Source organism: Vibrio sp. 10N.286.45.E10 (assembly GCF_002874195.2).
Lineage (GTDB): Bacteria > Pseudomonadota > Gammaproteobacteria > Enterobacterales > Vibrionaceae > Vibrio > Vibrio crassostreae.
Genome location: NZ_MCWD02000001.1, coordinates 1,108,078 through 1,121,640, shown reverse-complemented (window position 1 = coordinate 1,121,640; position 13,563 = coordinate 1,108,078). Strand labels below are relative to the sequence as shown.

Annotated in this window: 16 protein-coding genes and 3 pseudogenes; 9 read left to right on the top strand and 10 right to left on the bottom strand. The window is 42.7% G+C overall.

Annotation, left to right across the window (positions count from 1 at the left end):
• The first annotated feature begins 94 nt into the window (after positions 1 to 94).
• Complete coding sequence (locus BCU34_RS04950) at positions 95 to 955, top strand: endo alpha-1,4 polygalactosaminidase (protein WP_198592782.1); 861 nt, start codon at positions 95 to 97, stop codon at positions 953 to 955.
• A gap of 370 nt (positions 956 to 1,325) precedes the next feature.
• Here BCU34_RS04950 and BCU34_RS04945 read toward each other — a convergent pair.
• Positions 1,326 to 1,663 (bottom strand): annotated as a pseudogene (locus BCU34_RS04945) (cytosolic protein).
• A gap of 170 nt (positions 1,664 to 1,833) precedes the next feature.
• On the opposite strand from BCU34_RS04945, the gene folK reads away from it, so the two are divergent.
• The 4 genes from folK (at position 1,834) to folM (ending at position 4,200) form a co-directional block, all read left to right on the top strand.
• Complete coding sequence (gene folK, locus BCU34_RS04940; protein ID WP_048668616.1) at positions 1,834 to 2,331, top strand: 2-amino-4-hydroxy-6-hydroxymethyldihydropteridine diphosphokinase; 498 nt, start codon at positions 1,834 to 1,836, stop codon at positions 2,329 to 2,331.
• A 127-nt stretch (positions 2,332 to 2,458) separates the two neighbouring features.
• On the top strand, positions 2,459 to 2,830 hold the full coding sequence (gene folX / locus BCU34_RS04935; RefSeq protein ID WP_048664833.1) for a dihydroneopterin triphosphate 2'-epimerase: 372 nt from the start codon (positions 2,459 to 2,461) through the stop codon (positions 2,828 to 2,830).
• Positions 2,831 to 2,848: 18 nt separating this feature from the next.
• The gene (folE, locus tag BCU34_RS04930) at positions 2,849 to 3,487 is read left to right on the top strand and encodes a GTP cyclohydrolase I FolE (protein WP_102431301.1); all 639 of its coding nucleotides are present in this window, start codon (positions 2,849 to 2,851) and stop codon (positions 3,485 to 3,487) included.
• Positions 3,484 to 4,200, top strand: a complete 717-nt coding sequence (folM, locus tag BCU34_RS04925) for a dihydromonapterin reductase (RefSeq protein ID WP_102479175.1) — start codon at positions 3,484 to 3,486, stop codon at positions 4,198 to 4,200. The genes folE and folM overlap by 4 nt, the downstream gene beginning before the upstream one ends.
• Positions 4,201 to 4,271: 71 nt before the next feature.
• Here folM and BCU34_RS04920 read toward each other — a convergent pair whose 3' ends face one another.
• From BCU34_RS04920 to BCU34_RS04910, 3 genes are all read right to left on the bottom strand, one after another.
• Entirely contained in the window at positions 4,272 to 4,640 is a 369-nt protein-coding gene (locus BCU34_RS04920; protein ID WP_102479176.1) for a hypothetical protein, read from the bottom strand.
• A 15-nt stretch (positions 4,641 to 4,655) separates the two neighbouring features.
• Entirely contained in the window at positions 4,656 to 5,528 is an 873-nt protein-coding gene (locus tag BCU34_RS04915; RefSeq protein WP_102479177.1) for a patatin-like phospholipase family protein, read from the bottom strand.
• Positions 5,529 to 5,611: 83 nt separating this feature from the next.
• Positions 5,612 to 5,950 (bottom strand): hypothetical protein, encoded by a 339-nt coding sequence (locus tag BCU34_RS04910; RefSeq protein ID WP_004734781.1) that lies wholly within the window; start codon positions 5,948 to 5,950, stop codon positions 5,612 to 5,614.
• Between the two features lie 508 nt (positions 5,951 to 6,458).
• Here BCU34_RS04910 and BCU34_RS04905 point away from each other — a divergent pair.
• Complete coding sequence (locus BCU34_RS04905) at positions 6,459 to 7,967, top strand: DUF3360 domain-containing protein (RefSeq protein ID WP_102479178.1); 1,509 nt, start codon at positions 6,459 to 6,461, stop codon at positions 7,965 to 7,967.
• Positions 7,968 to 8,073: 106 nt separating this feature from the next.
• Here BCU34_RS04905 and BCU34_RS04900 read toward each other — a convergent pair.
• Positions 8,074 to 8,208: pseudogene (locus tag BCU34_RS04900) on the bottom strand (alpha/beta fold hydrolase); the annotation flags it as partial.
• A 73-nt stretch (positions 8,209 to 8,281) separates the two neighbouring features.
• Here BCU34_RS04900 and BCU34_RS04895 point away from each other — a divergent pair.
• Both BCU34_RS04895 and BCU34_RS04890 read left to right on the top strand, forming a co-directional pair.
• Positions 8,282 to 8,539: a hypothetical protein gene (locus BCU34_RS04895; RefSeq protein WP_017085640.1), complete on the top strand. Its 258-nt coding sequence runs from the start codon at positions 8,282 to 8,284 to the stop codon at positions 8,537 to 8,539.
• 59 nt (positions 8,540 to 8,598) lie between these two features.
• A complete protein-coding gene (locus BCU34_RS04890; RefSeq protein WP_258183960.1) occupies positions 8,599 to 8,721 on the top strand; it encodes a hypothetical protein in 123 nt (40 codons plus the stop codon).
• Positions 8,722 to 8,840: 119 nt separating this feature from the next.
• On the opposite strand, the gene BCU34_RS04885 is transcribed toward BCU34_RS04890, so the two are convergent.
• On the bottom strand, positions 8,841 to 9,713 hold the full coding sequence (locus tag BCU34_RS04885) for an alpha/beta fold hydrolase (RefSeq protein ID WP_102479179.1): 873 nt from the start codon (positions 9,711 to 9,713) through the stop codon (positions 8,841 to 8,843).
• Between the two features lie 242 nt (positions 9,714 to 9,955).
• Here BCU34_RS04885 and BCU34_RS04880 point away from each other — a divergent pair.
• A pseudogene (locus tag BCU34_RS04880) lies at positions 9,956 to 10,364 on the top strand (integrase); the annotation flags it as partial.
• Positions 10,365 to 10,515: 151 nt separating this feature from the next.
• Here BCU34_RS04880 and BCU34_RS04875 read toward each other — a convergent pair.
• The 4 genes from BCU34_RS04875 to BCU34_RS04860 are packed head-to-tail and all read right to left on the bottom strand — an operon-like array spanning position 10,516 to position 13,407.
• On the bottom strand, positions 10,516 to 10,746 hold the full coding sequence (locus BCU34_RS04875) for a hypothetical protein (RefSeq protein ID WP_004735670.1): 231 nt from the start codon (positions 10,744 to 10,746) through the stop codon (positions 10,516 to 10,518).
• Positions 10,747 to 11,112, bottom strand: a complete 366-nt coding sequence (gene gspS2, locus BCU34_RS04870; RefSeq protein ID WP_102479180.1) for a type II secretion system pilot lipoprotein GspS-beta — start codon at positions 11,110 to 11,112, stop codon at positions 10,747 to 10,749.
• Positions 11,069 to 12,205: an alanine/ornithine racemase family PLP-dependent enzyme gene (locus BCU34_RS04865; RefSeq protein WP_102479181.1), complete on the bottom strand. Its 1,137-nt coding sequence runs from the start codon at positions 12,203 to 12,205 to the stop codon at positions 11,069 to 11,071. The genes gspS2 and BCU34_RS04865 overlap by 44 nt, the downstream gene beginning before the upstream one ends.
• Positions 12,202 to 13,407 (bottom strand): DUF1611 domain-containing protein, encoded by a 1,206-nt coding sequence (locus BCU34_RS04860; protein WP_016790224.1) that lies wholly within the window; start codon positions 13,405 to 13,407, stop codon positions 12,202 to 12,204. Before BCU34_RS04860 ends, BCU34_RS04865 begins: the two co-directional genes overlap by 4 nt.
• Positions 13,408 to 13,563: the final 156 nt, after the last annotated feature.

The window sequence follows — 13,563 nt, the reverse complement described above, 5'->3', positions numbered from 1 at the left end:
CTTTCTTGGTAACAAATCACCCAATAGAAAAACAATCATTGATGCAGATTGATTTGTAAAATACATTCATCAAAACAATCAAATGGAGATAATCGTGAAATACTTATTAAGTACTCTTCTTTGTGCTGTCATTCTTTCTGGCTGTAATTCGAGTGATGGTGGAGAACAGTCTAATCATACAAACTCTCGAGTTATTCTTGAACCGAATGTAGCCCCTATTACAACCGGTTCTTGGTACCACCCGCCTGTTTCAGTCACGTGGCAATGGCAGCTAGAAGGCAATTTAAACACCTCTTACTCTGTCGCTCTCTATGATGTAGACCTTTTTGATACGAGAAATACGACAATACAAAATTTACAACAATCAGGAATAAAAGTGGTGTGTTATTTTTCAGCAGGCTCTTATGAGGATTATCGAGATGATAGAGAACTCTTCTTGCCAAACACGCTTGGAAACACACTTGATGGCTGGGACAACGAACGCTGGCTTGATATTCGTTCGGCTAACGTTCATTCAATCATGAAAAAACGTCTGGATATTGCCAAGAACAAAGGTTGTGATGGTGTTGAACCTGATAATATGGATGGGTACACCAACAACTCTGGGTTCAATCTGACTTCTCAAGATCAGCTCGCGTACAATCGATTTATTGCAAACGAGGCGCATAAAAGAGGCCTTGCGGTCGGATTAAAGAATGACCTTGACCAAATAAGTGAACTGGTCGAGTACTTTGACTTTGCTGTTAACGAACAATGTTTTGAGTACAACGAATGTGATGCACTGCTGCCCTTTATTAATCAAGGAAAACCCGTTTTAACAGCGGAGTACTTAGATAAGTATGTGAACAACCCCAATGAGAGAGCAGCAATATGCCAAGAATCTAGGGACAACCTATTTAGCACCCTAATCTTACCTTTGGATTTAAACGACAGTTTTAGGTTTAGCTGTTTGTAATGCGCGCGTAATCCTAAAAATAACTGAACCGAAACTATCTAGAGCGGTTTAACTATCATATATAGCGACTAGAGAAAAAATGTGTGCATTATAGAGTTTGCTATTGTCCAAAATCTTGAGCCCAGAACCAAAAGGTATTGCCTTATTTCTTACTCGCCACAAGAACAAGGGCATCGAGAGTGCGAGGCTTAAGTTTTATTCATCGAATAATTACAGATCCCCTACTTCACCGCTTCCATTGATGCTGTTTTGTACAGTTTAGCATTGGTACATAGCCTCATTCCTCAAGGTAGTAAACAATTAATTACCTTGGCAAAGGTTGGTAGGTTGAAAAGGAAAGTAAGGTAACTCATAACTCACTGAATCACTCTCAGTCCATACGGGTAATGAAGGTTTGTTCGTCATCGACAAATGCCACATAGTCGCCGTGATAAATAAACACCGACCTCGCCCTTCAACGATACACGCAAGCTGTGGGTTCAAATCTTCTTCAAGATCTTTACTTTGATACGTACCGGTATCGGTGATCACACCGCGGAGTGTAGGTAAAAATCCATAGCTGCGCTTGGCTTGATCAATCAGGCTCAATTCACTAGCGGTCGAGAATCAAGAGGGGATTGGACCAGCATCTTCGATAAACATAGTTTTCAGTTCTTCAAAAGCTGTAATTACCAGCCAGTCGATGCCGTTAACATGATGAATAAACATTGTTTATAAATACCTAGATTCTCGATAATTCTAATGCGGAGATTCTATCACTATCAGAGGCGATTTGCGGCAGAACCCTATTTTCTTTTATCTTCCTGTTTTTAAGAGGATGCAAAGCTGATCTTCATCGCGAGTTGGACGTATAGGCTCCTTAACAAGAAGGAAATACTATGGCCAACGTCTATGTCAGCATCGGAAGCAACATTAACCGCGAACACCACATCACTGAGTCTCTCAAAGCATTGAATGAACGCTTTGCACCGCTGCACATTTCTAATTTTTACGACTGCGAGCCTGTCGGCTTCGAAGGGGATAACTTCCTAAATTTGGTCGTTGGATTCGAATGTGACCTCCCTGTCGCAGAGCTAGTTAAGGTTCTACATCAAATAGAATCAGAGAATGATCGCAAGCGTCAGACCAAAGCCTATGCTTCACGGACGATGGATATCGACATCCTGCTTTATGGCAATCAAGTAGGCGTTATCGATGGCGTTGAGCTGCCTAGAGGCGAGATCACTGAGTACGCATTTGTGCTCAGGCCGTTAGTCGATATTGCCGCGAAAAAATCCCACCCCACGCTAGACATCTCCTTTGAGCAACTCTGGAACAACTTCGATCAGTTAAGCCAGAAAACCGAACCCATCCCGTTCGAGCTAAGTTTCACTTAGCCCGCACATGACTGGAAAAAGAATGACTGCAACAGGAACGACTTAACTCTTAATCGCGTGAGCTTTACTGATCTTTTCTTAAAACAAGCACGTAACTGACTTCACTTTCTAAGGATTGGACACTGTTATGAATCACAACGCCATTATCACCATTACAAACCTGAGACTCAGAACCTTCATCGGTTTCAACGAAGAAGAAAAATCTAAGCAGCAAGACATCGTCATCAATGCAGAAATCCATTATCCCGCCAACAATCTATGTCTTTCTGATGACGTGGACAATGCGCTTAACTACAAAAACATCTGCAAGAAGATTATCCAACACGTCGAATCAGGAAGGTTTCTGCTTTTAGAAAAGTTAACCAGCGACGTACTCGGTATTTGTATCGATCATCCATGGGTACGATACGCCCAAGTGAGAATTGACAAGCCTCATGCTCTTCGCTTCGCTGATTCCGTTTCGCTCACCCTGAGCTATGAAGCAGAACTCGAAAACTAATTAATAAGGAGCGACTCAATGCTAAACACAGAAGCCGAAAAAGTAAGAGAAGCTTTACTCGCTAAAGGACTTGAAACCCCAATGACAGCGAGCGAAATGAACCCCGACCAAAAGTACAACCGCATTAAAGGGCTGTTAACTGAAGTGGTCAGTACGCTTGGGCTCGATTTAACTGATGATAGCCTTGCTGAAACGCCCCATCGTATTGCAAAGATGTACGTACATGAGATCTTCTCAGGGCTCGATTACAATAACTTCCCAAAAATCAGCGTTATAGATAACAAAATGTCCGTTGATGAAATGGTTAAGGTGTCGGACATAGATCTAACTTCGACGTGCGAACATCACTTCATTACCATCGATGGTTTAGCGGAAGTGGCCTACATCCCTGAAAACAAGATATTGGGGCTGTCTAAAATCAACCGTATTGTTCGATTCTTCGCCCAGCGCCCTCAAGTGCAAGAACGCCTTACTCAGCAAATCCTAGTCGCGATACAGACTCTAGTCGAAACAGAAAATGTGGCCGTGACGATTAAAGCCACTCATTATTGCGTTAAATCCAGAGGCGTCATGGATGCAAACTCTGAAACCTCAACAACCGCTCTCGGTGGAATTTTCAAAACTAACCCTCAAACCAGAGCTGAGTTTTTACGATGAGTGAAACGATTCTAATAACCGGCGTTGGAAAAAGACTCGGCTTCGCACTGGCGCAACAACTTTTAGCGGATGGATACAACGTGGTCGGCACCTACCGCAGCGACTATCCTCAACTGCAATTGTTGCGCGACAATGGAGCCGATTTGCAGCAAGTCGACTTTTATCAACAAAGCAGCCTAGAAGAATTTCTTCATTATGTTGGTCAAGAATATAAGACACTCAGAGCCGTCATACACAACGCTTCCGACTGGAAGCCTGAGAACAAGACAACCCCCAGTGACAATGCATCACAAATCATGCACCAAATGATGACGATCCACGCTACCGTGCCTTATCTGTTCAATTTAACACTCAAAGACCAACTGATGTCTGGCGATAAAACTTCAGACATCATCCACATCAGTGATTACGTTGCAGAAAAAGGCAGTAAAAAACACATCGCTTACGCGGCCAGCAAAGCGGCACTCAACAACCTGACGCTGTCTTTTTCAGCAATGCTGGCTCCCAAGGTCAAAGTAAATACTCTCTCTCCAGCCATGATTAAGTTCAATGAACATGACGATGAGGCATACAAAACCAAAGCTCTGAAGAAAGCTCTGATTCCCACAGAAGCTGGCTTTGAGGAAATAATAGATGGCATCAAGTTTGTGTTGGCTAGCCACTACATGACAGGAAGAACTTTGCACCTTGATGGCGGCAGACATTTGAAGTGATGCTCTTACATTGTCTGCTACCTAAAACGGCTGCAATATAGAGAATGCTGTTAACTAGAAACCGCTATAACCTAGAAACTGCTATAAGAATGAGGAAGGCGATTTTCTTCATCCCAGCCGGACAACTCAATATTGATCAATGAGTTGCGCTTCTCATTACAAAGTGAAGCAATATTGATGATAGGCAACTGGCTACGAAACTGTGCGGCAAGGATAACCTTTTTACTTTCACTCAGGCTGTCTCGGCATTGCGCCAAAACCGCTTCAGTATCTAGCTGATGTGCGTTCTCGATAACCTGAATATCAGCGCTCTCTTGATAGCACTCTATCAGCCAAGATACGGCAGCTTCTTCTGAGCTAGTGAGTACGATGACATCTTTTGTTGCCATAAGCTCGTGGAGTTCAAGCTCTTTTAGTTCAGTTTCCATAAATACTCTCATTCAGCAGCAAATACATTAAAGTCGATTGCCCAATTTAGCCTGTGCCAAATGGTAGCCTCTATCTATCATCTCTTGTGAGCGATCAAACTCTAAGGTGCCACAGGCATTACGAGGGATCTCAAGCGTAATATCGGCGGGATAAGCGGCCAGTTTTTGGCGAGCAATGGTCGATTGCATCGCATCAAACGCTTGGTTGGCAATGTCGTAGGCAGCAAAATTAAAGCTCATTTTGCTTTTTACACTGCTACCAAGATTATCGATAAAGTGAACGACCTTTTCATGCAGGTTACTCTCTTTTGTTGGCAGGGAAACCGGTGTCACTTCTTGCTGAAGCGTTTCAGGTTCACCGCCTAAATTCACAGCCAGAGTAAAGTCTGTCTTATCACCAAAGGTAGGCGCAATCGGTACAGGGTTAAGTACACCGCCATCAATCAGCGCTTCGCCATTAATAACATGAGGAGTGAAGAACAATGGCAAAGAGATAGAAGCGCGAATGGCATCAAACAGAGAGCCTGATTGCAGCCAAACCTCTTTTTCATCGGCGACGTTGGCAGCGACAGCGGTATAAGGGATGGGCAGATCTTCAATTGAAATCTCGCCGATCAATTCACGTAGTGTGTCGATGATCTTGTCCCCTTTGAACATCCCGCTCGATTGCCATGAAAAGTCCAACATCATCGCCATATCCGATTGGTCGATACTGGTGACCCACTCTTCAAATTCATCCAACTTGCCCGCAGCGTAGACACCACCGATAAGTGCACCAATTGAACAGCCAGAGATGGATTTTATCTGATAGCCATGCTCGATTAACCAACGGATGATTCCAACGTGAACCAAGCCTCTTGCGCCACCACTGCCAAGTACCAATGAGACCGTTTTTGCCATCGTATTAATCCTTTAGTTTTTAATTCTAGGGGAGCTAACTCGCCGATTTACCAATTCGCAGATCTCAACTCACTGAGTCACTATCAGTCCATACGGGTAATGAAGGTTTGCTCGTCATCCACAAAAGCCACATAGTCGCCGTGATAAATAAACACCCGACCTCGCCCTTCAACGATACACGCTAGCTGTGGGTTCAAATCTTCTTCAAGATTTTCACTTTGATACGTGCCGGTATCAGTGATCACACCGCGGAGTTTAGGCAAAAATCCATAGCTACGCTTGGCTTGATCAATCAGGCTCAATTCACTGGTGGTAGAGAAGTAAGCTGGGATGGGACCAGCATCTTCGATAAACATCGGTTTCAGTTCTTCAAAAGCTGTAATCACCAGCCAGTCGATGCCGTTTACGTGATGGATAAACATTGTTTATAAATACCTAGTTTCTCGATAATTCTGATGCGGAGATTCTAACACTATCAGGGGCCAAACGTAGGAGAAATTGAGCTACTAGAGGCAATCCCTACCCCTGCTTATTACCCAATATATCCAACATAAAACCGGACCAGATGTCACTATCAAATCACACCAGAACGTAACCAAGCATGCAGCCAAACGTAAGTCGTTGGACTTTTTTCTGGGCCTTTAAAGTCGAAGCATTTGTTGTTGAAAGTGACTTTGTTATTCCTGAAATTAAGAGCCTACCAATAAACAGACATATACTACCTAAAGGGTCTAATACTAGTCGTCCGATTCTACGACTAATGTCTAACCGACTGAGTCTATTTGTTTTTTTTGGTTTGGTATAAGGTACTAACAACTAAATGTTAATGAATTTTTAATGATAGGTTGACGCATTGTTTACACTTCATGCCGTGAGTCAACAACGTTTGTTGGAATAACACACCTCAGAGTGTGAACGAAAGGAATCAAAATGAGCAGTACTTTAGAGTCCGTAAATATACCAAGAGAAAAGCCTCAAACCATTGAGAACGAGCTCTCCTATGAACAACAACACAAACCAAGTTCAGAGTTTGAATCCCGAGAACAGTATCTAGAGCACGAATTACAAATCATGTCGCCTAAGCGCTGGCGTCCAAATTTGCCGTTTAAAGATTATCGATTTGAGATAGAAGACACCATCCCAGCGATGGCGGCGACCATTGGTAAAGTGGTTATGGTGGGCGCGATTGCTGCCACCTTTGCAGGGGCTCTAGGGTTAAATGAAGATTTTATTCTAGAAAACGTCCGTTATGAACTCCTCATCGCCTCTGTTTTCATTATTATTTTCTCTGGCTTCCTATTGCCGACCGCTAACCTCGCCGGTACACACGGTCCACTCATTCCTTTAATTCCGATTGTCGTTGCGGCTGGCGGACACCCAATGGCCTTTGGCTTGTTGATTGGCGCTTTTGGCTTACTCTTAGCCATCAGTAAAGGTGGCAGTATGCTGGCCAACCTCACCAGTAAAGGCGTGTGTGGCGGCTTGCTACTCTACCTCGGCTTTGTGGGAACCGCTTCTCAGGTGAAAAAACTATTCGCTTGGGCTGAAGGAATCGGTATGAGCCACATCGCTTTTGTTGTGATCTTTTGCACCATCATTCTGTACGCGCTCTTGGAGCACTTCCGTAAGCGTTGGTTAGCTGTACCTCTTAGCTGTTTGCTGGGTGGTACGATTGCATTTGCCATGGGTGCCCCATTCGCTTTCCACACTGAGCCAGGCTTACCTAACATGAACCCTATGTATTGGTGGGGAGAAGATACAGGCTGGATGCTAGGTCTACCAACGATTGAGCACTTCATGGTGGTATTGCCGTTTGCGATTCTAGCGGTAGCGATGTGGTCTCCAGATTTCTTAGGGCATCAAGTATTCCAAAAGATCAGCTACCCAGAACGTACTGAAAAAGTACACATGAACATTGACGACACCATGACTACAGCGTCTATTCGTCAAACGTTTGGTTCTCTGCTTGGTGGTACTAACTTTACGTCTTCATGGGGTACTTACATCGTACCAGCTGCGATTGCTAAACGCCCTATTCCTGCGGGTGCTTTGCTAACGGCTCTGTTCTGTATCATCGCCGCAGTTTGGGGCTACCCGATGGATTTAGCTATCTGGCAACCTGTGCTTTGTGTAGCGCTGATTGTTGGTGTATTCGTTCCATTGTTAGAAGCTGGAATGGAAATGACGCGTGAAGGGAAAACCACCCAATCAGCAGCGATTGTTGTATTTTCCTCAGCGCTCGTTAACCCTGCATTTGGTTGGGCTCTCACTATGCTGTTAGATAACTTAGGCTTAGTTGGTTGTAAAGAACGTAGTAGCGAACTGAGCAAGATGAGCCGTTGGGTGCTGCCAGGCATTATGTTCGTTGTGCTAACAAGTGTGATGGCGTTGGTTGGCCTTCTACCGGGAATCCCAGCGATTATCCCAAGCTTTCGTTAAGCTCGATTAATCTTTGGTTTTAATCGGAACACAAAAGGCCTCGCACACGCGAGGCCTTAGTTTTATCTATCAACTATTACATCCATCTTTTAGCAACTATAGCGCCCTACTTCACTGACTTAACCGCATTTTTCAGCATTGTGTTGAACTGCTGTGGTTGCTCAAGCATTGGGAAGTGGCTTGAGTCTTCAATGTAGTAAATACTGTAATCCTTGATGTATTTCCAGTTCGCCTCTGAATCCGCCGATGTCGAAATTTCTTGCTAAAAAGGTAGAAAAGTTTATAGTATTTTTCAGATAAAGTTGAGAGTCGATATGTCATTACAGAAAAAACAATCCAAAGTATCACTGAACATCAAAATCTCATCAGACTTAGATGTTCGTCTTAAACGAGCGAGAAAAGCAGCGCGTGAACAAGGGCTAATGTTCAATGTATCTCAAGAAGTTGAAAAATTTCTTGAGAAGGAAATAAAGAAAGTGGAACGCCAGCTATCAATCGATGAAGAGATTAAGAATAACCTCGAGGATCTTGGTGGGCTTAATATCGATAAAATGATGAAATCAATGGATTAATCAAAACACTAACATATTGATTAAACTGAATTTAAAAATGACAAAACGTGGAGATGATTATGGGCACAATAATTGGACTGTTAATTTTGGCTGGTATCAGTGTATTCCTAAAGCGTCAAACGGGGCTTCATTTGCATGAGTGGATTGCAAAAAAATATAAAGAATCTCAAGACAAAAAATAATGGACTCTATCAGATTGACAGGCTCCATCGATTTAACTTAAAAAACTAAGGCCCCGCACATGCGAGGCCTTGGTTTTTATATCAACGATTACATCCATCTTTTAGCAACTACAACCGCCCTACTTCACTGACTTCACTGCTTTCATCAACGTTGCGTTGAACTGCTGTGGTTGCTCAAGCATTGGGAAGTGGCCTGAGTCTTCAATGTAGTAAATGCTGTAGTCTTTGATGTGTTTCTTGTTCGCTTCTGAATCGGTTGGCCATAAGCGAGCGTTAACCAATATTACTGGCACGTTCACGTTCTCATACACACGGTGTGCTTCGCCTGTCACATATTGACCTAGATAATGGCAAAACTGGTTTATCGCGATAGCTGGCGGTGCTGACGACATGTCTTGCGTTACCCAGTAAAGTAAATCCGCGTCTATGTCTTTTGGTAACGAGTCTTTCACGAACATAGTAATGCCCGCTTGGAAGTCTGCTTCAAACGGTTTGGTCATTGCATCTAGGTCGCTTTGTGAAACCGCTAGTGCGACGTTTTGCGATGTATCGACACCAATAATGCCCTTCACCCTTTTCGGCATTAGTTTAGCGGCTTCTGCAATTACGCCACCAGCCATGGAATGCCCAACTAAGATGACGGATTCGAGTTGTTCTTTCTCGATGATTGCTTTGATGTCTTCAGCGAATGCAACCATGGTGTACTCTTCGCGGTTGAACGATGAGTTACCGTGCCCTGCTAAGTCCATGGTGATGACTTGATAGTGTTTTGAAAACTCACTCACTTGGTTTTGCCACAACCTGCTGTCTAAGCTCCAACCGTGAATGAAGATCAGCGCCGTTTCCCCGCTCCCACTAGTGCCATACGCAATTTGCTCACCATCGTGAGATATCGCAATACCGTACTTAACTGTTGAATCATGAGCTATGGCACTCATGCTACTAAGCGTCATGAATACCAAAAGTGTGATGTTTAGAATTAAACGTTTCATAGTGTCTCTCTACTTACTTTAGAGGGAACACAGAAAGCGCCCCTCTCAATCAATATAGCCACTATAAAGTGTGAAGTTGTAGACAGGTCAATAGTGATTTAGATAAAGGCCTCTCCCGTGATGGTGACTTAACCAACTCGTTTCTGCCCCAAGACGTGTTTAGAACGCATGAAACCATCATGAGATTTATTTAGGCAACAGCCTGTTGGACAAACTCTCAGATTCAATTGTGCAAGAGGTTCTTGCCCTATTGCGAAACAACTTGTTTCGTCAAAAAACCTTTTCGGATTGAGGAAATTTTGCGGAACAGAACCAGATTAGAAATTGAAAATAGTTTGACGCAACTTGCCTTGCTCAACTTAGCCATTGATAGCAAACTTAGAGCGAGTAATGTGCTTTCCCTCAGGGCTTGCGAGGTCTCTTCGCAAAATAGGATATTTAGCCATGTTAAGAATATTCAGCAAAAAATAGACATTGAAGTCCAATTTGAGAAAAAGACAAGAACTCGACAGAGTCTAATGAAATGGGTTTTGATGGCTTCCTACATGCCAGCAATTTTCTTTTCAAAGCCAAAGATTAGCTATTCGTACTATATGAGGGTATGGGCTTCTTGGATTGGACCCTAACTTGTATGGCACTCACTCCATGAGGTGAACAAAGGTAGATAACACAATCCGCTACTTTGAAAGTTGTTACCCATTCACCGCTACACTTGATTATTTTCAATACGTTAAGTGCAAATACTACTAATCTGTCCAAGGTTTAGAGGACCTTGAACAGATTAGGTATACACGAGCTTAAATTAAACGTTGGAACGCGCGTTTTTCTTCTTTGATTTATAGGCTTTCATTGAAATTTTTAAAGCAAGCTGTTTTTGTTTAATTGAAATGAGTTGTCTAGTTACGACCTTATGGTGTAACTCTGTGATAAAGTTTTTTTCCCAAGGTGTAAGGCGGTCAAACCTCAATAAAATAGTGTCATTGAGTACATTGAACAACTCGTATTGGCTTTTATCCATTCGACTGCTAAGCATTCAATTAGAGCACTTAGCTAGAGAAATGACGTTAAGGCTTTCTACTTTCTCATTTTTTCCTAAGGTAATGATTCGATAAGAGATCCCACTCTCTAATAGTGGTCTTATTTCGATGTTGTCACAAAAACTAACGCCGACTTTTTCTACTAAGCGGTCCATATTCAAAGTTTTCTTTTTTACGAAAACAAGAGTGACACTATCGCCCTCTGACTGTGTATTTACGAGTGTGATTGAGCCTAACTCTTGTGGAAGTTGGCTTGAAATAACTGTCGCTCTATAATCGGCAAGCCCATTAGATTTTATTGGGCTTATCTGACAACCGTTAAGCATGACACTGACGAAGAGAATTACAGTTGTTCGTAGCATTATGCGCTCCTTCTTCCTTTCTTCTCCCTTTAGGAGCCTTAAAATATTTATGGATACAACGTGAAGACATAGAAGATAAGAGCGCACTGTAATCTAAACTGAATGTGACTTTTTCCCCTACAAATAGTGGTTTCTGTGAGGATTCAAGGACAAGATGATCACTGGTTGAAGACATGATCTTAATCCCATTCGGAGCCTTAAGCCCGCTGACACAAACATCTTGGCGGCCTAATGCTAGAATAGCTTGTGAGACCTCCCCTCTATCTTGAAGGTTTTCTTTTTCACCAAAAGCATTTAACCCCCGACTCCCCCAAGGCAAAGTCGGTTTAGTCTTGGATTCAATCACTTCAGCGGTCAAAGAAATCGCATCCGTATGTAAGCCTTTGATATTTTCGTGCTCTAAAGGCTCACAGCCTAAAAAAATGGCTTCTCCTATACGAAGGTTATTAACTCGAGTTAAGCCTGTTCTCTGAAGAGCCCAGTTAACTGAAGCAGAATTACCCCCTGAAATAATTTCTAGACTGACCCCAAATGTAGCTTCAATTCCATCGGCAAGCACAGAAAGAATACTCATATTTTGATCATCTGGAGCGACACCATACCGACAGGCTAAATTCGTACCAATTCCTTTTATCGTGATGTTTGGTAAAGAAATAATCTCTCGGATAAAATCAATCACGCGATTTGGCATCACACCTTCTCTGAGATCGCCAAGCTCAACCATAATAATGATACCGTGACAGCAATTTTGTTGTTCCGCTGCATGTGAAAGCCTCTGAATCACTTCAACTTCAGAGTTTAAACTCATATCACTGTATTTTATTACGCTCGCCACTTGACTGAGCATGGGTGTACGTATCAGCATTTTAGGGATAGCAATGCCAGATTCAGTCATCTTTTGAAGATTTTCGATTCTTGAATCGGCTAACATTGTTGCGCCAGCATCAATAAGAACTTGTGCGATGATAGGGTGGCCGAGGAAGGCTTTTGTTACAGGCGTAACGGATATATTTTTCAGTGAGAGCTGAGAAATCAGGAACTGAGCGTTATGATGAACTTTCCCACAATCGATGTCTAACCTAGGGTAGTTCACCCTTTTTCGGCCAGTTTACTTGCTATTATAGGAAAGGCTGACGTTACGATGTGCAGTAGATGTTCAACAGGCTGTGACAAGACATCAGTAACCGGTAAACCAAATTCGGTAGTGTAAGTGTCTATCGCACAACGTGTTTCATCCAACGACATATCTTCATGATTCAGTGTTAGTCCAATAACATTGGTATTAGAAAACGTTTCGATAAGATTGATTTCTGAGGCAATCGAAGGCATTGAGCAATCAGGAAAATCACTACGATATAAACGTTTAGGGGCATGTTGCAGTATCACACCCGTTGGACAACTGCCACGTAAGATAAAAGCGCTGGTTGAAAACGCAGGGTGACTCAAGGCTCCTTGCCCTTCAATAATAATCAGATCCGGATTTTCTTTTTCATAGGCCTGTACAATGACAGATTCCAACTCACCGGCACAAAATTGTGAAGGAACAGCATCGAGTGCAACGCAGTATTGTGCGCCCTGCATAATGCCTGTTTGACCAGTGGCAATCAGAACGACGTTAAGGCCTTTTTTAGTCAGTTCATTCGCCAATATTGTTGCTGTTGTTCGTTTTCCTAGCGCGCAATCCGTCCCCATTACAGCAATTCTCGGGCATTTAACGTTGTGTATTTTCCCGCTAAACGTTTTCAGTTCGCCTTTATTTTTGGGTTTGCGAGTATCGAATATTCGAACGTTATTCTTTAAGCTGGCTTCTAAAAATAGAGGATCATCGGTTAGGAATTCATGTAAGCCATTTACGATGTTCATTCCTAGTGACATGGCATTTAAAATGATGCTTTTATCTAAGTCAGATAAAAAGCCACTTGATGGCGCAATGCCAAAAATGAAGTAATCAGGAATGCTTTCTGCGTGAATGATAGCTTCTTCAGCATTAGCAAGGATCGGTATTCCATTGGCTTTGTTATCAAGAACTTCACCAGCATCTAAGCCAGCAGACTCACTATCAATAACCGATAGAATACGATAGCTTAACGAATGTCTCACTAACCCATTAGCGGTTTTACCATCAATTTTACCAAAATTACCTTCGCAATATACAATCGCAGAAGGGATCACAGGTTTTACTTTTTGAGCAAGTGGTAACCAAGGTGCGAAATGGGGTACGTCGTTGTTGATTTCTACATTTTCAATTCTAGTGAGTTTGAAGATGTTTCTTAACTTTTGGGTTGAAATGGACATAATTAAAGCCTGCGGTGAGGCTTAGGAGGGCAACTAAGGAGTGCCGAGATGCGAGTTCGGAAAAGAAAAGAAGTCCCTACTAAGCGGTAGGGAGAAAAACCACAATAACACACTTTCTAGACTTTTGTTGGTTATTATTAATACGCTTTCAACATC